Raw genomic sequence first — 20,205 nt, 5'->3', positions numbered from 1 at the left:
CCAAAAAAAGAAAAAACGCCGCTTTACGAAGCGGCGTTTCGTCTTGCCCTGAGGGCAGAGACTCAGTTGATCAGCGTCGGCTTGGTTACATTGCTTTTTGGCAAAACACCCAAACGACGGGCAACTTCGGAATAGGCATCTGTCAGATTGCCCAAATCTCTCCGAAACACGTCTTTATCCAGCTTTTGGCCACTTTCGATATCCCAAAGGCGACAGCTGTCAGGGCTGATTTCATCTGCAACGATCAAACGTTGATAATCGCCTTCGAAAACACGCCCAATCTCGATCTTGAAGTCGACCAGACGAATGCCAACGGCCAACATAACGCCGCTCATGAAATCATTTACGCGCAGCGCAAGGCTTAGAATATCGTCCATATCCTGCTGGCTGGCCCAGCCAAAAGCAGCGATGTGCTCTTCGGTCACCAGCGGATCACCCAGCGAGTCATCCTTGTAGCAGTACTCGACGATGGGGCGCGGCAATTGAGTACCTTCGGCAATACCCAAACGTTTGGACATCGACCCTGCAGCGTAGTTGCGCACGATGACTTCCAGCGGCACGATTTCACAGCTGCGCACCAATTGCTCACGCATATTCAGGCGGCGAATGAAATGTGTGGGCACGCCGATCTGATTCAGGCCGTTCATGAAATATTCGCTCAGGCGGTTGTTCAGCACGCCTTTACCGTCGATCACGTCCTTCTTTTCCGCATTGAATGCGGTCGCGTCGTCCTTGAAGTACTGAACGATCGTACCCGGTTCGGGACCTTCATACAGAATTTTGGCCTTGCCTTCGTAGATTTTCTTGCGACGCGCCATAAGCGACCCTTCCAGACTGTGAAGCGAGAGATTTCCCGCTTTGTTGCGCCCTCATAGTCCAAGCCCCCCTTTCCCGCAAGTTCAGTAAGCCGAGGGCCTTTGACGCAGCGCAAATCCCTTGCGTCGAAGCCTTGCTATGGTCATATCTGCAAAAGACAAGATGTAATCCAAGGGGTCCCCAACCAATGACCACATTTGACGAACGCGAAAACGCCTTTGAAGCGAAGTTTGCCCATGACGAAGAAATGCAGTTCAAAGCACAAGCACGCTGCAACAAACTGCTGGGTCTTTGGGCCGCAGAAAAGTTGGGAAAATCCGGCGAAGAGGCTGAAGCTTATGCCAAAACTGTCGTGATCGCCGATATGGAAGAGGCAGGCCACGAAGACGTCGTCCGCAAAGTGTCGGGTGACTTGGGATCACTGTCGTCTGACGATGAAATCCGCGCGAAAATGACTGAACTTCTACCCGAAGCCAAATCGCAAATCCTGAGCGAGGCGAATTAACCCTCTGCCCTTGAACTCATGATCTTCATGAGTTTTATGAATTTGATTTGAAGCCCCGGTCATGAGACACGGGGCTTCTTATTTTTTTCGGCTCCGCCGACTTTTCGGGAACGCCCAATGACAAACGCGCTGACTGATCTTCTTGACGCAAATGATGCCATCCTTGCCGACGGTGCAACCGGCACAAACTTGTTCAATATGGGATTGCAGTCCGGGGACGCGCCAGAATTGTGGAATGTGGACGCGCCAGACAAGATACGGGCTTTGTATCAGGGATCAGTTGATGCGGGCAGCGACCTGTTTCTGACCAACACGTTCGGTGGTACGTCAGCACGGCTTAAATTGCACGACGCCCAGAACCGTGTGGGTGAATTGAACCGTATTGGCGCCGAGCTTGGTCGCGAAGTTGCTGACAAGGCGGGCCGGACGGTCGTTGTGGCTGGTTCGGTCGGTCCGACCGGTGAGATAATGGAACCTGTCGGAGCTCTGTCCCATGCCGGGGCGGTCGAAATGTTCCACGAACAAGCTGAAGCGTTGAAAGCGGGCGGCGCGGACGTCCTGTGGCTGGAAACGATCAGCGCCCCCGAGGAATTCCGCGCGGCGGCCGAGGCGTTTGCTCTAGCCGATATGCCTTGGTGTGGCACCATGAGCTTTGACACCGCCGGTCGCACCATGATGGGCGTCACGTCGGCCGACCTGGCGCAGCTGGTTGAGACCCTGCCAAACCCGCCCGTCGCCTTTGGTGCAAATTGCGGAACCGGCGCATCGGACATCCTGCGCACGGTTCTGGGTTTTGCCGCGCAAGGCACCGAACGTCCCGTGATCTCGAAAGGGAATGCGGGCATTCCTAAATATGTGAATGGGCATATCCATTACGACGGTACACCCGAACTGATGGCGCAATACGCCGCAATGGCGCGTGATGCGGGTGCGACGATTGTTGGCGGTTGTTGCGGTACGATGCCCGACCACCTGCGCAAAATGCGCGAGGCGTTGGATAGCACGCCCCGTGGAGCGCGCCCAACACTGGATCAGATCACTAATGCGCTGGGGCCGTTTTCGTCCGCCTCTGATGGCACCGGAGACGACGCGGTGCCAGAGCGCCGGACCCGCCGCCGCCGCCGCGCGTAAAGCTCAACGCCCTTCGAATTTCGGGGGGCGTTTTTGCATGAAGGCTACGACGCCCTCGGCAAAATCCCGAGACCGCCCGCATTCACCCTGAAGGTGGGCTTCGATCTCAAGCTGTTCACCCAGCGTCTTTTCGTAAGTCCCGCGGATCGCCTTTTTGATCGCGCCAAACCCAGCGGTCGGACCGCTGGCCAGATAGGCGGCTCGGCGTCGCCAATGGGCGTCGAAATCGGCATCCGGGACGGCCTCCCAGATCATGCCCCACTCATCGGCTTGCCGCGCGCTGATCTTGTCCGCAAACAGAGCGGCCCCCATCGCTTTGGCAAAGCCCATTTGGCGCGGGGTAAACCATGTCCCGCCAGCATCCGGCAACAAGCCGATCCGGGCAAAAGCCTGCAGGAAATAGGCGCTTTCCGTTGCAATCACTACATCCGCGCACAAGGCCATATTGCAACCAGCCCCCGCAGCCGGGCCGTTCACAGCGGCAATGGTGGGAACCGGACAGTTGTAGATCGTTTCGAGCATCGGCTCGTATTCATCCCGCAACGTGCGTTCGAGGTCGATTTTTCCTGTGGTCGAGGAATCGCCCAAGTCCTGTCCGGAACAGAACGCGGCCCCTGCCCCAGTAAGCACTACGGCGCGTGCATTGGCTGCCGCCTCTTTCATGGCATATGCAACTTCGGCCCGCATCTGGGCGGTCATCGCATTCATCTTGTCCGGTCGATTCAGGGTCACTACCGCCAAATCGTCCGAGATGTTCAGCAGCACGGTTTCATAATCCATCAGGTTCCCCCCCAAGCACTATTCTTGAGGACAAGCCTGACTTAATTCACAATCAAGGGAAAGACCGACCAAGGGTCAGTCCTTCAGAATTTGCTCCAACCGCTTCTTTTCAGCGTCGCTAAGCCCGTCAATATCCGCGGTCGCATGCGCATCTGCGCGCTTTCGAAGGAAACTCCAACCCACCGCTGCAGCAATCAACAGCATGATCGGTCCCGCAAGCCACAGCAGCAGGTTTGAACCAGTTATGGTAGGCTTCAACAGCACGTATTCCCCATAACGGTCTACAATGAAGCTGATTGCTTCTTCGTCGCTATCGCCCGCAACAAGCCGTTCCCGCAACAACAGGCGCAAATCCCGCGCCAGCCCGGCATTGCTTTCGTCAATACTTTCATTGCGACAGACCAAACAGCGCAAACCGGTACTCAGGTCACGTGCACGTTGCTCCAAGACCGGATCGTCCAGTACCTCGTCTGGCTGCACGGCGTATAAAGGCGACGCGATAATCGCCAGGATCAGGATCAGGCGTTTCATTCTGCTGGCACTCCGCCTGTTGGGGCCTTGCGTGCGCCTGCAGCCACGCGGAACCTTCTGTCGGACAGGCTAAGGAACCCACCCAAAGCCATCAGGATACAACCACCCCAGATCCAGTTTGCCAGAGGCTTGATGTAGGTTCGCATCACCCAGCCTCCGTCAGCCTGCTGATCGCCGATCACAACGTACAGGTCCCCTAAGAACCGGTAGTCGATCGCCGCTTCGGTCGTTGGCATTCTGGCAACAGGATAGTCCCGTTTTTCCGGGTGCAACATACCCATGGGGCGGCCGTTCTTTTCCACCCGAACATCGGCGGTGGTCGAGAAGTAGTTGGGCCCTTGCACGCGGCGGACATCGTCCAATGTCAGGGTGAATTGACCAACCTCAAAAGGCTGACCAGGCTGCGCCACTCGGATATCCTCAACCTCCCACGCGGTCAGACCGGCAATGGCAAACATGGTCACGCCAAGCCCGGTATGCGCAACGGCTTTGCCCCAATCGGCTCCGGGCAGCCGGAACAGGCGACTTAGGCTTCCGTTGCGGCCTGTACGGCTCCACAAATCAACCGCAGCGCCAAAAGTGACCCACGCCCCAAGGAACAGACCAATAGGGCCAAGCGCGCTACGCCCCGTTTGCATGACCCAGACCAGTATCGCCAAAGCCACGGCCAATACAAAGGCGTAGCGAAGCGAATACGCCGCCTTGCCAATCTTGCCGCGTTTCCACGGCATCATTGCGCCCACAGGTAGAACGATCCCCAAAACGATCATGAAGGGTGTAAAGGCCGCATTGAAAAACGGTGCCCCGACCGAGAGTTTCCGGTCAAAAGCCATCTCGGCCACCATCGGCCACATGGTCCCGAAGAACACCACAAAGCAACTGACAGCCAACAAAATATTATTCAGTACCAGTGCGCTTTCACGGCTGACCATGCCAAAGACGCCCTTGGCCTCCATCGCTTGTGCGCGCGCAGCAAACAGCGTCAGCGCACCACCGATGAAGATGACCAAAATGAACAGGATAAAAACGCCGCGTTCCGGGTCGTTGGCGAATGCATGAACCGAGGTCAGCAAACCCGAGCGCACGATGAACGTGCCAATCAACGAGAACCCGAACGCGATGATCGCCAACAGGATCGTCCAGCTTTTCAGCGCCTCGCGTTTTTCGACAACGATGGCGGAATGCAGCAACGCAGCAGCCAGAAGCCATGGCATGAACGACGCATTCTCGACGGGATCCCAGAACCAGAAACCACCCCAACCCAGTTCATAGTAGGCCCACCAAGACCCAAGCGCGATCCCAATAGTCAGAAAAACCCACGCGGCCAGTGTCCACGGGCGCACCCACCGACCCCACGCCGCGTCGACACGGCCTTCGATCAAGGCAGCAACGGCAAAGCTGAACGCCATGCTGAGACCCACGTAACCCAAGTACAAGAACGGCGGGTGGAACGCCAAACCGGGATCCTGAAGCAAAGGGTTCAGGTCCCGCCCATCAAAGGGTGCAACGACAAGCCGGTCAAAGGGGTTCGATGTGAACAGGATAAAGGCATAGAACGCCACGCCAATCGCGGCTTGTACAGCCAGCACGCGCGCCTTCAGTGTAGGTGGCAAACCCGCCCCGAAAATCGCAGCCATCCCACCGAATATGGCCACGATATAAACCCACAACAACATGGATCCTTCATGGTTTCCCCATGTCCCGCTGATCTTGTAAAGCATTGGCTTAGCCGAATGACTGTTCTCGACCACGATGCGCAGCGAGAAATCCGATGTGGCAAAGGCCCAAACCAGCGCACTGAAAGAAAACGTCATGAGCACCAGTTGGGCCACCGCGGCGGTTTCGCCAAAAGTCATCCAACCCGTCCACCTTTTGGACGCGCCAACCAGCGGAATGACGGACTGCACGATCGCCACGAGAAAGGCGAGGATGAGGGCGTAGTGACCAAGCTCTGTAATCATGGCCCTGCATATAATCCTGTTGCAAAGGAAGCACCAATAACTTTCGCGTCCTGAAGGCGCACATAGTGTCGCGGCTCATGCCGTGCGGGCGCGCCTCCAATCGTCCAGTGCCCGGTTTTCGTCAGGGTTCAACGCGTGCTCGGCTAGGGTTACATCGGTCCCCGGATCAGCCGCGCCAACGGACTTCGCCCGCATATGTCTGAGTTCCGCGATATTCCGCGCAACTACGGGCGCGCGCCGCACTGTCGCCGAAAGCTCGCGTTGCCAGTCCTGCATTTTGGCTTGGTGCCGCGCGCCGAAATAGAACGAAACAATAACCCCCAAAAGCCACCACAGCGGCTCAGGCACAAGAGCGATGCCCTGCATCCGCGCCGCAAACCAAAGGGGGTCCACCATTGCCGCCACGAATAGCGCAAGCGTACCAAGCGCCAGAGCAGGACGCGGCAATCGGTTCAGGCCGTCCATAAAACGGTCGAACCCCCCCTTGCGCGGCACGGCATATTCAGAACCGAACTGAACGATTGCCTGCTGTTGAAGCGACACGTCCCGTTCGGCACCTTTTTCCGCATTTTCACGAAACACTTCGGCAGTTTCACGAACGACATTCCTTCCATCACCAAAAAGGAACGACAAAAAACCCGAGATCAATCCCATCCCGCAACCCTCTGCTGAAATTCCGCATCGCTCAGGTGGTACCCCAGAGAGACAAATTCCTCTGCTCTTCGAATCCACCCACCCTTGTGTCCAGTTTGCGTACGCGCGTATTTCCGCGAAGCAACGCGCCCATCGGCAATCCGGAAATAATAATTCCGACGCGCCACTCCATACGCGTCTCGCAAGGCAATCGGGTCCGGCAGCGCGGCAGTCTTGCTGGCCTTCGCAGTCTGCGGTCCGACAACACCGTCCACTGTGATCTTAAAATCCATTTTCCTCAGAAGATATTGAAGTATTTTAACCGCTTGCGCGCCAGCGTTGACATACATGTCAAATACAGAAGGTTGCAGTACCTCTGGCAACATGCTCAGTCTTGGGCCCTTGAAATAGTGAGACACAAAGATATCGACAGCCTGTGTTTTGGAGAGACGCTTAACGTCTTGGCGTGTAATGAATCCATCGCTGGTCAAGTCCAGCCCCAAGCGCCGCATTGTGTGGATCGTGACACCCCATTTTGTCGCGCCGCCCGGATCATCCGGGTCGTCTACAAAGCCACCCTCGCGCGATACGATATCAGTCGCGATCTCTTGAACCGTCTGCATTGCATCCTCCGCTTTAATTCGCACAAAGGCTGCAGTCTCTGGGTTAAGAGCGATCTACGAAAAAGGGCGCTGCTACCGCAACGCCCTGTAACAATTCTATCTATTCGAAGGTTCAGCCTTCGCTTGGCTCCACATACACGCCTTGTTCCTTCAGCGCGTCCACAACCTCTTTGGGCATGTAGGTTTCATCGTGTTTGGCAAGAATCTCGGTCGCCTCGAATACGCCATTCACATAAGAACCAGTCCCAATCATTCCCTGGTTTTCTTCGAACAAATCCGGCAATACGCCTGTGAAAGCGACTGGTACACTTTCCCCGCCATCGGTTACGACAAACGTCACCGTTTCACCCTGCCCGCGAACGATCGAGCCCTCTTCGACCAAACCACCAATCCGGAACACTTCGGTGGACTTTGGCGGCTCTGCGATTACCTCGCTAGGCGAGCGGAAAAAGTTTATACCGTCCTGCAAAGCCCAGCCGATCAATGCTGTAGATGACACAAGGGCCACGACTGCCAGCAGTATGATCTGTACGCGACGGCGTTTCTTGAGCGACTTCATGATATCCTCATGGGAACAGAGGGGCCATCATCAGGCCCGTTGTTTCAGCTTCACCTAACATCAGGTTGGCGTTCTGCAAGGCTTGGCCACTGCTACCTTTTGTCAGGTTATCCAGAGCACCGATCACGATCGCGCGACGTTCGATCCGGTCGCCAACTACACCGATATGGCAAAAATTCGAGCCCCGCACGTGGTGGGTCGACGGCGTCTCGCCAAAGGGTAGCATCTCAATAAAGGGTTCGTTTTCATAGGTCTTGGTCAACGCCTCGTACACGCTGGCCGGATCGCCTTTGACATAGGTAGTGGCCAGAATCCCCCGGTTCGCGGGCACCAGATGCGGCGTGAACTGAACCTTGACCGGACGGCCTGCCAGTGCCGAGAATTCTTGATCGAACTCTCCCAAATGCCGGTGCGTTCCGCCGACGGCATAGGCGTTGTACCCCTCGCTAAGTTCGGCGTGCAGCAGGTTTTCCTTGAGCGACCGCCCCGCGCCGGACACTGCGCACTTAAGATCCAGAATGATGTCATCCAGATCAATCACATTGGCCGAGATCAGCGGGCGCAGCACATATTGCCCCGTCGCCGCGTTACAGCCAGTGCCCGCCACCAGACGGGCGCTGCGGATGTCTTCGCGGTAGAACTCGGTCAGGCCGTAGACGGCCTCATCCTGCTGCGCCAGAGCGGCATGTGGGTTGCCGTACCATTTTTCATATTCCGCCGGATCACGCAGACGGAAATCGGCGGACAAGTCGATGATCTTGAGGGTCTTGGGCAGATCGCGGATCACTTCCTGACTGGTCTTGTGCGGTAAGGCACAGAAACACAGGTCGATCTGCGAAAAGTCGATTTCGGAAATCTTGCACAGGTCCGGCAGGTCCATGTGGCGCAGATGCGGAAAGACCTGCGCCATGGTCATCCCGGCCTTCCGCTCGGCGGCCAACGCGGCGATCTCCATGTTGGGGTGTTCGGCAATCAGCCGTACCAGTTCAGCGCCTGTATAGCCCGAAGCTCCTAGAATTGCGATTTTATGGGTCATGTCAGACCTCTTGTTTGCGTGGTGTCACATGTCAAGACCGCCGATGCGACGGTCTGGGAATAAATCAGCACAAGGCTGGGCGTCCTTGACCTAAGTCAGACAGCCTCGAACGTGATTTGTCGTCGCAGGAATTGTGTTGCGCGGTCGCTGACCGTGTCGGGCTTGCCGGTTGTCAGGAATCCGCCCTGCCCCCCACCCCGCATGTTTGGATGACGTTCCAGATAATCCGCAAGGCTTTCGGCGACCAATGCGCCCTGGCTGAATACCTGCACATCCTCACCCAGCGCGGCCTGAAACTCGTCAGCCATCAGCGGATAATGGGTGCAGCCCAGAATGGCCGCCTGCGGTTCGGGCATTTTACGTTTGAGCGCGTCCACATGGCTGCGCACCAGCGCCTCGGCCAGGATCATATCGCCGTCTTCGATGGCATCGACCACACCGCCACAGGCTTGCGCCTCGACATCCACACCGATGGCGCGGAAAGCCAGTTCGCGTTGGAACGCTCGGCTAGAGACCGTCGCAGGCGTTGCAAACAGCGCCACATGCTTGACCGCAACCTCGCGCGGAGGGCTGTTGTCTCCCCATTGCCGTTCGGTCAACGCCTCGATCAGAGGCACAAACACACCCAGCACTCGCTTGCCCTCGGGCACGCCTTCTTCCTGCATCCGGCGCAGCGCGGCAGCACTTGCGGTGTTGCAGGCCAGAATCACCAGATCACAGCCGCGGTCCCATAAATCATTCACCGCCGCGCGTGTAAGCTCATAGATGTTCTGTGCATCCCGCACGCCGTACGGCGCATGCGCACTGTCCGCGTAGTACAGGAAATCCAAGTCCGGCAGACGTTTCTGCGCGGCGTCCAGAACGGTCAGACCGCCCAAACCAGAATCAAAAATACCTACTGCCATTAGCCCCTTCAGGCGCGATGCCGTTCCTCAAACTCATAGCCGTAGTCATAGGACTCTAACGGCGTTGGAGACAGCTCATACGTGGCTTTGCGCAGGAAATCCATCATCTTGCGCGTGTCCTTGGCCAGAGGGTCCAAAACGTCGCGGCCGATGGGCTCTCCGATCACCACTTTAACCGGAGTGTCGACGCGCTTTTTGAACTCTTTGATCAGCAAGCCCATGCGCAAAGTGTTGTGCAGATGGCTGGCGACCTGAAACAGGCGCGAGGTATGGCCGTCAAAAAACACCGGTACGACGGTTGCGTTCGACTTGGCGACCATGCGCGCCGTAAACCCGCGCCAACCCGGATCCATGGGATATGAGAACGGTTTGACCCCGGTGCTAACCGTGCCGCCGGGGAAAATCCCGATAGCTCCACCCTCATCCAAATAATTCAGCGCGGTTTTGCGGGTATCCAGATTCAGCTTCATCGCCTCTTTCGTCTCATCGAACGAGATCGGCAGGATGATGCGGTTCAAATCTTCGGCTTTGCGGAATACGCGATGGGCCAGTATGCGGAAATCGCCCCGAGCCTGAGACAGGATGTGGCCCATCATCATCCCATCCAGAATGCCGTAAGGATGGTTGGCGATCAGGATCAGCGGACCGGTCTGAGGGATGTTGGATAACGCGCCACCGACTACATCCAGCGACAAACCATACCGGTCCACCATAACCGACCAGAAATCGCGCCCCTGCGCGACCTCGTGCTCGTACCCATCCGCACGCTTGATCAGGCGCATGCGGCCTGTGGTATTCTCCATCAGTTTGATCACCATCCGTCCGCCTTTCGATTCGGCGGAATGGGCATAAGAAATGTCACGAGCGACGTGGCGGCGCGAGGGCATGGTTGTCTCCGAAACTTGCTGCCTGCAATCTATGTGCGGCTAACAATCTTGCCTAGTGATCGTGACAGTGTTGTGACGATTTACTCGGCCGCTGCGCGCAAATTGGGCCCTCCGCTACGGATCGTTGACAAAAGTTCCTCTCGGCGTTTCGCTGCCTTGGCTTCGTTTTCCTGAAGCACCGGCCCGAAGCCGCGAATATCTAGTGGCAGTTCGGCCAAAGAGATGACGGCATCGCGGGTCTCAGAACTGATCAGCGGAGTGATCTCTTTGAGATCACGCTCGTATTGCTTGATCAGAGCTCGTTCCATTCGGCGTTCTGCGCTGTACCCGAATATATCCAGGGGCGTCCCACGCAAGGCTTTCAACCGGGTCATCAGCTTCAATGGCCCCAGCATCCACTCGCCATAAGTTCTTTTGCGCGGCCGACCATCCGGGCCTGTACCACCAAGGATCGGCGGCGCGAGGTGGAACGTCATCTTGAAGTCACCATCAAATTCGGTCTCCGCTTTTTCGCGGCTGGACAACAAAAGACGCGCGACCTCGTATTCATCCTTATAAGACAGCAGCTTATGATACCCTTTTGCAACGGCTTCACGGATACCCTTATCTTCGAATGCTTCGACCAGTCTGCGGTACCGTTTCGCGAGCCGCGCACTTTGATAAGCGGTCAGGTGATCGGCGCGAAAACTGATCATTTGATCCAGCGTCTTGGGTAGTTCAGCCACACTGGGCCGCAGAATCTCCGCGACTTTTTCCGGATACAGAACCGCCCAGCGACCGATATCAAAAGCCCGCTTGTTTCGCTCTACAGCAGTTCCGTTCAGTTCGATCGCCTGAAGGACAGCCGAATGGTTGATCGGAAGCAAACCACGCTGCCAAGCGGCCCCGAACACCATCATGTTGGAATAGATCGAGTCGCCCATCACTGCCCGCGCCAGATCAGTTGCGTCGAACAGCGAGACATCCTCTTTCAACCGCGCCTGTAAAGCCAGCTCGAGACGATCGCCCGGAATCCGGAACTTGGTATCGCGCGTGAAATCACCGGTGACCGTTTCGTGGCTGTTGACGACGGCACCAGTTTGCCCCGACCGGGTCAATCCCAGTGTCTTGGCCCCGGCAGAGACCACCAGATCACCCCCTATCAGCGCATCGGCTTCTCCTGTGGCGACGCGGATCGCGCTGATATCTTCAGGCCGGTTGGCCAGACGGCAATGGATGTGTACGGCACCTCCTTTTTGCGCCAGCCCGGCCATCTCCATCATCCCGGCTCCTTTGCCGTCGATCTGAGCGGCCTGAGCCAAAACAGCACCGAGCGTGACAACACCTGTGCCGCCGATACCCGTGATGACCACGTTATGCGTGCCTATGATCTTCGGCAGTGTCGGCATCGGAAGGTCTGGCAGGTCGATCTCGGTCGTTGCTTCCTTGCGGATTTTCGCACCTTCCAGCGTCACGAAGGACGGGCAGAACCCCTTGAGGCAGGAAAAGTCTTTGTTGCAACTGGACTGGTCGATCGCGCGCTTCCGGCCGAGTTCAGTCTCTTTGGGCACAATCGACACACAGTTCGACTGAACGCCGCAATCGCCGCAACCTTCGCAGATATCGGTGTTGATAAATACCCGCTTGTCGGGGTCAGGAAAGGTACCGCGCTTGCGACGGCGGCGCTTTTCGGCCGCACAGGTCTGTACATAAACCAGGACCGAGACACCTTCGACACCGCGCAATTTTTCCTGGACCCGCATCAGCTCGGCGCGTTCGTGTGTTTCGACACCTGCAGGCAAGGCTTTGAAGTTCACATCTTCCTTTTCATCATAGACCAGCGCGACGTCTTTGACGCCCATAGCCTTAACCTCTGCCACGATCCGTTCCGCGGTCAAATCGCCTTCATTTCCCTGACCACCAGTCATCGCGACGGCATCGTTGAACAGAATTTTGAACGTGATGTTTGTGCCAGCGGACAGGGCCGCGCGGATCGCTTGAACGCCCGAGTGGTTATAAGTTCCGTCACCAAGGTTCTGGAAAACGTGATCCGTGGTCGAGAACGGCTCTTCCCCGATCCAGTTGGCCCCTTCTCCACCCATCTGCGTAAAGCCCGAGGTGCTGCGGTCCATCCACTGGACCATGTAGTGGCAACCGATCCCGGCATAGGCCCGGCTTCCATCCGGCACCTTGGTCGAACTGTTATGCGGGCATCCCGAACAGAAATACGGCAGACGTGTTGCGATCTCCTCCGCGTTGTCGGCACGCCGGGCCTCGGACAACTTGGCCAATCCGACGCGAACTCCATCGGTGTCACGGCCTTCCTCAATCAGAATTTCGCCAAGCTTTTCAGCGATCATGTTGGGGTCCAATGCCCCTCTGGTTGGGAACAGTTCTTCGCGATGCAGAGTACCCGCACCGCCCTTGTACCAGCCATAAACACGACGCCCCCGACGGTCGTCAAAGATTGCCTCTTTAACCTGAACCTCGATCAGCTTGCGCTTTTCCTCGACGATTACGATCAGATCCAGACCTTCTGCCCAGTCGTGAAACCCAGCCATGTCCAATGGGAATGTCTGGCCCACCTTGTATGTCGTGATGCCCAAACGCTCGGCCTCGGCTTCATCGATGTTCAGAAGAGACAGCGCATGGGCCAAATCCAACCAGTTCTTGCCTGCGGCAACAAACCCGATTTTTGCGCCGGGTTTGCCCCAGACACGTTTGTCCATCTTGTTGGCGTGCGAGAACGTCTCGGCCGCGAAGCGTTTGAAGTCTATCAGTCGCGCCTCTTGCAGGTGCGGCGTGTCCACCAGCCTGATGTTCAACCCGTCCTGAGGCATATCAAAGTCAGGGACGACAACGGACATCCGATCTGCGCTGCCATCCACGACCGAGGTGACCTCAATCGTGTCCTTCATGGTCTTTAGACCGACCCAAACCCCGGCAAACCGGCTAAGGGCAAAGCCATAAACACCATAATCCAGAATTTCCTGTACGCCTGCGGGGCTGACGATCGGCATATACATGTCAACTAGCGACCATTCTGACTGATGCAGCACCGTCGAGCTTTCACCGGTATGGTCATCCCCCATAGCCATCAATACGCCGCCATGCGTCGCGGTGCCCGCCATGTTGGCGTGGCGCATCACGTCGCCGGAACGGTCTACTCCGGGCCCTTTTCCGTACCAAAGACCGAAAACCCCATCAAACTTGCCATCCCCTCGAAGGCCCGCCTGCTGACTGCCCCACAAAGCAGTTGCAGCCAAATCTTCGTTTAGACCGTATTGAAAGGTAACATCGCTTTCGGCCAATTGCTTTTGGGCGCGCATCATCTGTTGATCAACCGCCCCAAGCGGAGAACCACGGTAGCCGGTTACAAGCCCGGCAGTATTCAGCCCGGCCTGACGATCCCGCGCCTTTTGCATAAGCATCAGACGCACCAGCGCTTGGGTGCCATTCAACAAAACCTGGTTCTTTTCCAGATCGAACCGGTCATTCAAAGTTACTTGTGGCTTACTCATCAAACGCCTCCCCACGTCAGATCAGTGTGCTATCTTTAATTGCATATTAGGTCATAATCTATGACCTGTATAGGGATTTTCCCATAAAACATAAGGATTTCACCGTTTGAATGTAGAAGTTGTTACCTATTTCATATAGGCGTTCCGAAGGATAACGAAAGTTGCGGCGATGGATTGGGATAAGCTTAGGATATTTCACGCGGTTGCAGATGCGGGCAGCCTGACCCATGCGGGCGATAGGCTGAACTTGTCGCAATCCGCCGTCAGTCGACAAATCCGAGCGCTGGAAGAGTCTCTTGATTCGACTCTTTTTCATCGCCACGCGCGTGGCCTGATCCTGACCGAACAGGGTGAGTTGTTGTTTGACGCCACCTCGGCCATGTCTAAACGCCTGGACGCAGCGGCAGCGCGCATTCGCGACAGCGAAGAAGAGGTCTTTGGTGTTCTTCGCGTCACCACAACTTTCGGTTTTGGAACCCTGTGGTTGGCCCCGCGTCTGCCAAAGCTGTACGAACAGTATCCCGACCTCAACATTGACCTGATGTTGGAAGAGCGGGTTCTGGATCTTCCCATGCGCGAAGCCGACGTGGCCATTCGGATGAAAGAACCCAGCCAGGCAGATCTGGTGCGCAAAAGACTGATGACAGTTCAGATGCAGCTATACGCGACACAGGAGTACATTGAGGAAAACGGCACCCCTCAAACGTTGGAAGACATTTCCAACCATCGACTGATCTGCCAGACCCCCGCTGCCCCACAAGCTGGGGCAAGCGCTGCCATGGTGCGGCATCTTATGACTTATAATCCGGGGTCCTTGCTAACGGTGAACAACTATTTCGGTGTTCTACAAGGCGTACTGCACAATTTGGGCATCGGCGTGTTGCCAGACTACGTGACACAAGATTTCCCCCACCTCGTTCCGCTTCTGGCAGATATCGAAACTGCGGATGTCCCCGTTTATCTCGCCTACCCAGAAGAACTGCGGCACTCCAAGCGCGTGGCCGCGTTCCGCGATTTCGTTCAGGACGAAATTATTGCGCAACGTAAACAGTTGAAGCAGTTGGGAAAGCTGTAGCTATGCGCCTTAAGCATAGCGGGCATGATCACTCAACAGCATGAAACATCTTGATCGTTCATAAACTGATCCCTAAATGAGCACTCGAAGACGGTGATGCTGAAACGCTCATCATCTTCATACCTCCCTGTTGGACTACGGCCGAGCTTAGTGCTCGGCCTTTTTTTTGTTCGAACTTCAGATTTTCGCACACCACAGGGGAAACATCTGGGAAAATCTGACACTTATCCCTATTATCACGAAAAAATCATCAAGACGTGAGTTCGAGGACAGATTCGATGTTTCACCCCATTCGCCTCATTTTGGCGATCATTTCCGTCATTTGCCTGTCGGGGCCAGTGCTGTCACAAGAAAGCAGCACAACCAGTCCGACTACGCCTATCGCTATTCCCGAAGACCTGACACCTGAACAGGTGGATGATCTGGTCGCGCGGATGTCTGACGACCAGGTTCGCGCCATTTTGCTGGACCGGCTAGACGCCGTAGCAGAGGAACGCGCCGCCGAGGCCGCCGACCGCGAAGACCCCATCAAGGAATTAAATGCCATCTGGGAGGCAATGGTTGCCTCGTGGACGCATGTGTTGACGACCATTCCGAACCTCATCAGCGCTCAGGTTCATGCTACCGAGAACTTTATCGGCACATTTGGTTCAACAGGCGCCCTGACCCTGATGGGTATTGTTCTTAGCGTATTGGTCGTTGGTTTCATTGCTGAGAAGTTGTTCTACCTCTTGACGCGAAAATGGCACGAAAATTCAGGCATGCACCAAGACAACGACCTGCGGGGAGCTGTTCGTTTTCTGTTCCGCCGCTTTTGCCGAGAAATCGCCGGACTGGTAGTGTTTTACGTAATCATCCGAGCAGTTGGGCGTGGATTGATGACGCCAGAACAGATCACTTATGCCGCACCTTTCGTCTTCTATCTGATCTGGGTTCCCCGTCTAGGTGCTGCTGCGTCGCGTTTCGTACTGGCACCCAACCAGCCGCATTACCGACTGGTCAACATTGACGATCATTGGGCAAAGTTCCTGCACCGCAACCTGATTGGGTTGCTGATCCTGATCGGTTTGACGCTGTTTACAGTGCACTTCAACGCGCTCAACGGCATCACTCCTGGCGAAACCCGTATCGGTTTCTGGCTGAACGCAGGCATTCACATCTATATTGGTGTCATCGCCTGGAAAGCTCGCGAAGGCCTGACGCAGATGATGCTGGGCACTGACCCGGATCACACCAAGTTTGACGAGGAAGTTGCCTACTATTACCCCTATTTCGCCATTGGCGTTTCAGCGGTGATCTGGCTGCTGGTTGAATTCCTAGCCGCACAGCGAGATCCAGTTCTTCGATCGCTGTTGCTGCAAGGTGCGCATTTCACCACTATGTTCTGGCTGCTGATAGCGCCCGCACTGGATACGCTGATCCGCGGTCTGGTGCGTCACTTGCAACCTCCGATGCTAGGTGAAGGTCCGGTAGCCGAACGCGCGTATAAATCGACCAAGCGCAGCTACATCCGTATCGGGCGCGTTTTGGCCGGTGTTCTGGTCATTTTGATGATTTCACGCGCGTGGGATCTGAACCTTCAGGAAATCGCTGGTGGCGGTGATGAGTCCGGCAGCAAACTGGTGCAGTTTTTCATTATTATCGCCATCGGCTATATACTTAATGAGGTCATATCGCTGTGGATCAACCGCCGTCTGGCCAAAGAACACACCGCCAATGGCCAAAGTCCTGATGAAGAGGCTGGCGAAGGTGGCGGTGCCGGTGGCTCGCGTCTGGCGACGGTGCTGCCGCTGCTACGAGTCACCGCGCAGGTCGCGATTGCAGTGATCTTTGTGTTATTGGCGCTGGGCGCGTTGGGCATCAACATCACACCACTGCTGGCCGGTGCTGGTGTTCTGGGTCTGGCCATCGGCTTTGGGGCACAGAAGCTGGTAGCAGATATCGTTGGTGGGATTTTCTTCCTGGTCGATGACGCTTTCCGCGTGGGCGAATACGTCGATGTGGGCGGCACCACCGGCACGGTCGAAAAGATCTCGATCCGGTCCATGCAGCTGCGTCACCACCGGGGCCCAGTCCACACCATCCCCTATGGTGAGATCCAGAAGCTGACCAACTACAGCCGTGACTGGGTCATCATGAAGCTGAAATTCACCGTGCCTTTCGATACTGATCCCAACAAGGTCAAGAAGATCTTCAAGAAGATCGGAGCCGAGATGATGGCCGACGAAACCCATAAAGACGGGTTCCTACAGCCCTTCAAATCACAAGGCGTATTCGATTTCGACGATGTGGGCATGATCATCAGGGGCAAGTTTATGGCCAAACCCGGCAAGCAGTTCACGCTGCGCAAAGAGATATTCAACCGGGTGAAAGCCTCGTTCAAGGAAAACGGCATCGACTTTGCCCGCCGTGAGGTGCGTGTTGCTATTCCGGGCCTGGAAGACGCCGACCACCTGACTGAAGAGCAGAAGGCCGCCGTTGGCGCTGCGGCTGCCGACGCAGCGAACCAACAGCAGAACCCGGCCTAAGCCAAAACCTGACTGCAAAATAGGCGGAACCGGCCTCTGGTCGGTTCCGTTTTACTTTGGCGCGGATCGCCTGCGCTGACTTGACCCTTCCCACAGGCGCATCCTTGCCCTACAAGGCGCGCAATCTCGGCCCACTTGGACACAGGACAGAAGATGCAAGAGCCCGCAATCACCCCCGATCTGATCGCCGCACACGGGCTGAAGCCCGACGAATATGACATGATCCTTGAGATCATCGGGCGCGAGCCGACTTTCACCGAACTGGGCATCTTCTCGGCCATGTGGAACGAGCATTGCTCGTACAAGTCGTCCAAGAAATGGCTGCGCACCCTACCCACCTCTGGTCCGCAGGTGATCTGCGGTCCGGGTGAGAATGCGGGTGTGGTCGATATCGGCGACGGTCAGGCCGTGGTGTTTAAGATGGAAAGCCACAATCACCCGTCTTATATCGAACCCTACCAAGGTGCAGCGACCGGCGTGGGCGGCATCCTGCGCGACGTCTTCACCATGGGCGCGCGGCCCATCGCGTCGATGAACGCCCTGTCCTTTGGCGAACCTGCCCACCACAAGACCCGCCAGCTTGTGAATGGCGTGGTTGAAGGTATCGGCGGTTATGGCAACTGCTTCGGTGTGCCCTGCGTGGGCGGTGAAGTTCGCTTTCACCCGGCCTATAACGGCAATTGCCTTGTGAACGCCTTTGCTGCCGGTCTCGCCGATAGCGACAAGATTTTCTACTCGGCCGCCTCGGGCGTCGGTATGCCCGTCGTTTATCTGGGTGCTAAAACCGGCCGCGATGGCGTGGGCGGCGCGACGATGGCTTCGGCCGAGTTTGACGACACAATCGAGGAAAAACGCCCCACCGTTCAGGTCGGCGACCCCTTCACCGAGAAACGCCTGATGGAGGCGACGCTGGAGCTGATGCAGACCGGCGCGGTGATCTCGATTCAGGATATGGGCGCTGCGGGCTTGACCTGTTCCGCCGTTGAGATGGGCGACAAGGGCGGCCTTGGCGTGCGTCTGGACCTTGAGAACGTGCCCCAGCGCGAAGAGAACATGACCGCCTACGAGATGATGTTGTCTGAGTCTCAGGAAAGGATGCTGATGGTCCTAAAGCCCGAACTTGAAGCCGAAGCCCGTGCCGTGTTCGAGAAATGGGATCTGGACTTTGCCATCGTCGGCGAAACGATTGCCGAAGACCGTTTCCTCATCATCCACAATGGTGAGGTCAAAGCCGATCTGGTGCTGTCTAAACTCTCTTCGACCGCACCGGAATATGACCGCCCATGGGTTGAAACACCTGCCGCTGATGAACTGGCCGAAGTGCCGCAGATCGATCCGATTGACGGTCTGCGCGCCCTGCTCGCCTCGCCCAACTATTCAGGCAAGCAATGGGTCTACGAACAGTACGACACAATGGTGATGGCCGACACCGCCCGCACCCCCGGCCTCGGCGCGGGCATGGTTCGCGTGCATGGAACTGACAAGGCACTAGCCTTCACCAGCGACGTGACGCCGCGTTACGTGCGCGCCAACCCGATTGAGGGCGGCAAGCAGGCAGTGGCCGAAGCCTATCGCAATCTGACGTCCGTCGGTGCCACTCCGCTGGCGACCACCGACAACCTGAATTTCGGCAACCCCGAAAAGCCCGAGATCATGGGCCAGTTCGTCGGCGCGATTAAAGGCATTGGCGAGGCTGTCGCCGCGCTGGATATGCCGATCGTATCGGGCAACGTCTCGCTCTATAACGAGACCGACGGTCAGGCGATCCTGCCTACCCCCACCATCGGCGCAGTTGGCCTGCTAAACCACACTGATGAGATCATCGGCAATGAGGTTCGCGAAGGCCATGTTGCGCTGGTCATCGGCGAAACCAAAGGCCATCTGGGTCAATCCGCCCTGCTGGCTGAGGTGTTCAACCGCGAAGACGGTGACGCGCCCCATGTCGATCTGGACGCCGAAAAACGCAACGGCGACTTTATCCGCGCCAACCGCGAGATGATCAAAGCCTGCACCGATCTGAGCGACGGCGGCCTTGCACTGGCGGCGTTCGAGCTGGCCGAGGCGGCTGGCGTGGGCGTCTGCCTCGACGATGCCTCGACCGAGTTCCTGTTCGGCGAGGATCAAGCGCGCTATCTGGTCGCCTGCAACTTTGATCAGGCCGAGGCACTGATGATCGCCGCCGGTCAAGCAGGTGTTCCGCTGGTCTCGGTTGGTCGTTTCACTGGCGAGACAGTCAAGATCGGAGGATCTGAGGCCGCTCTGAACGAATTGACCGCCACCTTCCGCAGCAGCTTTGCCGAAGCCGTGGCCTGATATCGCCTTCGCAAACCAAGATGAAACCCGCGCTTGGACCGGCGCGGGTTTTGTCGTTTCAGGACCACTTGCGCGCCCCGCTTTGGCGCTCTACATCTTGGGAAAGACCTTCAGGAGTGACCTACATGCCGATGAGCGCCCACGAAATCGAACACCTGCTGCGCGAAGCCTTTCCCGATGCGGAAATTCAGGTCGGCGGCAGCGACGGCGTGCATATGTCCGCCATGGTCGTGGACGAAAGCTTTCGCGGCAAAAACCGGGTTCAACAACAGCGAGCGGTCTATGCGGCCTTGAAAGGTAAGATGGACGGCCCAGATGGAGAGTTGCACGCGCTGGCGCTGACTACAAAAGTGCCGGAGTAACATGGAGCATTTGATCGCACTCACAATTGCGATTTCTGTCTTTGTCCTGCTAATCGGACT

At 56.7% G+C, this 20,205-nt stretch carries 17 protein-coding genes; 6 read left to right on the top strand and 11 right to left on the bottom strand.

The annotated features are described in order from the left end of the window. Positions 1-62: 62 nt before the first annotated feature. On the bottom strand, positions 63-818 hold the full coding sequence (gene purC / locus ACR0DX_RS11575; protein WP_170354096.1) for a phosphoribosylaminoimidazolesuccinocarboxamide synthase: 756 nt from the start codon (positions 816-818) through the stop codon (positions 63-65). A gap of 185 nt (positions 819-1,003) precedes the next feature. On the opposite strand from purC, the gene ACR0DX_RS11570 reads away from it, so the two are divergent. Both ACR0DX_RS11570 and bmt read left to right on the top strand, forming a co-directional pair. Then, a complete protein-coding gene (locus tag ACR0DX_RS11570) occupies positions 1,004-1,321 on the top strand; it encodes a DUF1476 domain-containing protein (protein WP_170354095.1) in 318 nt (105 codons plus the stop codon). 117 nt (positions 1,322-1,438) lie between these two features. Further along, positions 1,439-2,452, top strand: coding sequence for a betaine--homocysteine S-methyltransferase (gene bmt / locus ACR0DX_RS11565; protein ID WP_170354094.1), 1,014 nt, complete (start codon positions 1,439-1,441; stop codon positions 2,450-2,452). Positions 2,453-2,455: 3 nt separating this feature from the next. Here bmt and ACR0DX_RS11560 read toward each other — a convergent pair whose 3' ends face one another. From ACR0DX_RS11560 to ACR0DX_RS11515, 10 genes are all read right to left on the bottom strand, one after another. Then, positions 2,456-3,232 (bottom strand): enoyl-CoA hydratase-related protein, encoded by a 777-nt coding sequence (locus ACR0DX_RS11560; protein ID WP_170354093.1) that lies wholly within the window; start codon positions 3,230-3,232, stop codon positions 2,456-2,458. Positions 3,233-3,307: 75 nt separating this feature from the next. Next, positions 3,308-3,763 carry a cytochrome c-type biogenesis protein gene (locus tag ACR0DX_RS11555; RefSeq protein WP_170354092.1) on the bottom strand — a complete coding sequence of 152 codons (456 nt, stop codon included), beginning with the start codon at positions 3,761-3,763 and terminating at the stop codon, positions 3,308-3,310. After that, positions 3,760-5,724 carry a heme lyase CcmF/NrfE family subunit gene (locus ACR0DX_RS11550; RefSeq protein ID WP_170354091.1) on the bottom strand — a complete coding sequence of 655 codons (1,965 nt, stop codon included), beginning with the start codon at positions 5,722-5,724 and terminating at the stop codon, positions 3,760-3,762. Before ACR0DX_RS11550 ends, ACR0DX_RS11555 begins: the two co-directional genes overlap by 4 nt. A 75-nt stretch (positions 5,725-5,799) precedes the next feature. Next, a complete protein-coding gene (locus tag ACR0DX_RS11545; protein WP_170354090.1) occupies positions 5,800-6,378 on the bottom strand; it encodes a holin family protein in 579 nt (192 codons plus the stop codon). Next, positions 6,369-6,980 (bottom strand): holin-associated N-acetylmuramidase, encoded by a 612-nt coding sequence (locus tag ACR0DX_RS11540; RefSeq protein ID WP_170354089.1) that lies wholly within the window; start codon positions 6,978-6,980, stop codon positions 6,369-6,371. The genes ACR0DX_RS11545 and ACR0DX_RS11540 overlap by 10 nt, the downstream gene beginning before the upstream one ends. Positions 6,981-7,092: 112 nt before the next feature. Beyond that, positions 7,093-7,539: a cytochrome c maturation protein CcmE gene (gene ccmE, locus ACR0DX_RS11535; protein WP_170354088.1), complete on the bottom strand. Its 447-nt coding sequence runs from the start codon at positions 7,537-7,539 to the stop codon at positions 7,093-7,095. 7 nt (positions 7,540-7,546) lie between these two features. Next, a complete protein-coding gene (gene argC, locus ACR0DX_RS11530) occupies positions 7,547-8,575 on the bottom strand; it encodes an N-acetyl-gamma-glutamyl-phosphate reductase (protein WP_170354087.1) in 1,029 nt (342 codons plus the stop codon). A 95-nt stretch (positions 8,576-8,670) separates the two neighbouring features. Continuing rightward, on the bottom strand, positions 8,671-9,480 hold the full coding sequence (murI, locus tag ACR0DX_RS11525; protein ID WP_170724313.1) for a glutamate racemase: 810 nt from the start codon (positions 9,478-9,480) through the stop codon (positions 8,671-8,673). A gap of 8 nt (positions 9,481-9,488) precedes the next feature. Next, positions 9,489-10,367, bottom strand: a complete 879-nt coding sequence (locus ACR0DX_RS11520) for a lysophospholipid acyltransferase family protein (RefSeq protein ID WP_170354085.1) — start codon at positions 10,365-10,367, stop codon at positions 9,489-9,491. A gap of 80 nt (positions 10,368-10,447) precedes the next feature. Continuing rightward, entirely contained in the window at positions 10,448-13,867 is a 3,420-nt protein-coding gene (locus ACR0DX_RS11515; RefSeq protein WP_170354084.1) for an indolepyruvate ferredoxin oxidoreductase family protein, read from the bottom strand. 169 nt (positions 13,868-14,036) lie between these two features. Between ACR0DX_RS11515 and ACR0DX_RS11510 the strand changes: the two genes are divergently transcribed. The 4 genes from ACR0DX_RS11510 to ACR0DX_RS11495 all read left to right on the top strand — a co-directional run bounded on the left by ACR0DX_RS11510 (position 14,037) and on the right by ACR0DX_RS11495 (position 20,145). After that, positions 14,037-14,942 carry a LysR family transcriptional regulator gene (locus ACR0DX_RS11510; protein WP_170354083.1) on the top strand — a complete coding sequence of 302 codons (906 nt, stop codon included), beginning with the start codon at positions 14,037-14,039 and terminating at the stop codon, positions 14,940-14,942. Between the two features lie 278 nt (positions 14,943-15,220). Continuing rightward, positions 15,221-17,470, top strand: coding sequence for a mechanosensitive ion channel family protein (locus tag ACR0DX_RS11505; RefSeq protein ID WP_170354082.1), 2,250 nt, complete (start codon positions 15,221-15,223; stop codon positions 17,468-17,470). A gap of 153 nt (positions 17,471-17,623) precedes the next feature. Beyond that, positions 17,624-19,783 (top strand): phosphoribosylformylglycinamidine synthase subunit PurL, encoded by a 2,160-nt coding sequence (gene purL, locus ACR0DX_RS11500; protein ID WP_170724314.1) that lies wholly within the window; start codon positions 17,624-17,626, stop codon positions 19,781-19,783. Between the two features lie 125 nt (positions 19,784-19,908). Further along, on the top strand, positions 19,909-20,145 hold the full coding sequence (locus tag ACR0DX_RS11495; protein WP_170354080.1) for a BolA/IbaG family iron-sulfur metabolism protein: 237 nt from the start codon (positions 19,909-19,911) through the stop codon (positions 20,143-20,145). The last annotated feature ends 60 nt before the right edge of the window (positions 20,146-20,205 follow it).

This window comes from Ruegeria sp. D3 (assembly GCF_056534465.1).
Note: the sequence above shows the minus strand (reverse complement) of the source record. Positions and strands in the feature narration are given on the sequence as shown.

What these genes read in the sequence shown, in the direction of transcription:
- purC (WP_170354096.1), bottom strand. Translation starts at nt 818, where the DNA reads ATGGCGCGTCGCAAGAAAATCTACGAAGGCAAGGCCAAAATTCTGTAT.
- ACR0DX_RS11570 (WP_170354095.1), top strand. Translation starts at nt 1,004, where the DNA reads ATGACCACATTTGACGAACGCGAAAACGCCTTTGAAGCGAAGTTTGCC.
- bmt (WP_170354094.1), top strand. Translation starts at nt 1,439, where the DNA reads ATGACAAACGCGCTGACTGATCTTCTTGACGCAAATGATGCCATCCTT.
- ACR0DX_RS11560 (WP_170354093.1), bottom strand. Translation starts at nt 3,232, where the DNA reads ATGGATTATGAAACCGTGCTGCTGAACATCTCGGACGATTTGGCGGTA.
- ACR0DX_RS11555 (WP_170354092.1), bottom strand. Translation starts at nt 3,763, where the DNA reads ATGAAACGCCTGATCCTGATCCTGGCGATTATCGCGTCGCCTTTATAC.
- ACR0DX_RS11550 (WP_170354091.1), bottom strand. Translation starts at nt 5,724, where the DNA reads ATGATTACAGAGCTTGGTCACTACGCCCTCATCCTCGCCTTTCTCGTG.
- ACR0DX_RS11545 (WP_170354090.1), bottom strand. Translation starts at nt 6,378, where the DNA reads ATGGGATTGATCTCGGGTTTTTTGTCGTTCCTTTTTGGTGATGGAAGG.
- ACR0DX_RS11540 (WP_170354089.1), bottom strand. Translation starts at nt 6,980, where the DNA reads ATGCAGACGGTTCAAGAGATCGCGACTGATATCGTATCGCGCGAGGGT.
- ccmE (WP_170354088.1), bottom strand. Translation starts at nt 7,539, where the DNA reads ATGAAGTCGCTCAAGAAACGCCGTCGCGTACAGATCATACTGCTGGCA.
- argC (WP_170354087.1), bottom strand. Translation starts at nt 8,575, where the DNA reads ATGACCCATAAAATCGCAATTCTAGGAGCTTCGGGCTATACAGGCGCT.
- murI (WP_170724313.1), bottom strand. Translation starts at nt 9,480, where the DNA reads ATGGCAGTAGGTATTTTTGATTCTGGTTTGGGCGGTCTGACCGTTCTG.
- ACR0DX_RS11520 (WP_170354085.1), bottom strand. Translation starts at nt 10,367, where the DNA reads ATGCCCTCGCGCCGCCACGTCGCTCGTGACATTTCTTATGCCCATTCC.
- ACR0DX_RS11515 (WP_170354084.1), bottom strand. Translation starts at nt 13,867, where the DNA reads ATGAGTAAGCCACAAGTAACTTTGAATGACCGGTTCGATCTGGAAAAG.
- ACR0DX_RS11510 (WP_170354083.1), top strand. Translation starts at nt 14,037, where the DNA reads ATGGATTGGGATAAGCTTAGGATATTTCACGCGGTTGCAGATGCGGGC.
- ACR0DX_RS11505 (WP_170354082.1), top strand. Translation starts at nt 15,221, where the DNA reads ATGTTTCACCCCATTCGCCTCATTTTGGCGATCATTTCCGTCATTTGC.
- purL (WP_170724314.1), top strand. Translation starts at nt 17,624, where the DNA reads ATGCAAGAGCCCGCAATCACCCCCGATCTGATCGCCGCACACGGGCTG.
- ACR0DX_RS11495 (WP_170354080.1), top strand. Translation starts at nt 19,909, where the DNA reads ATGCCGATGAGCGCCCACGAAATCGAACACCTGCTGCGCGAAGCCTTT.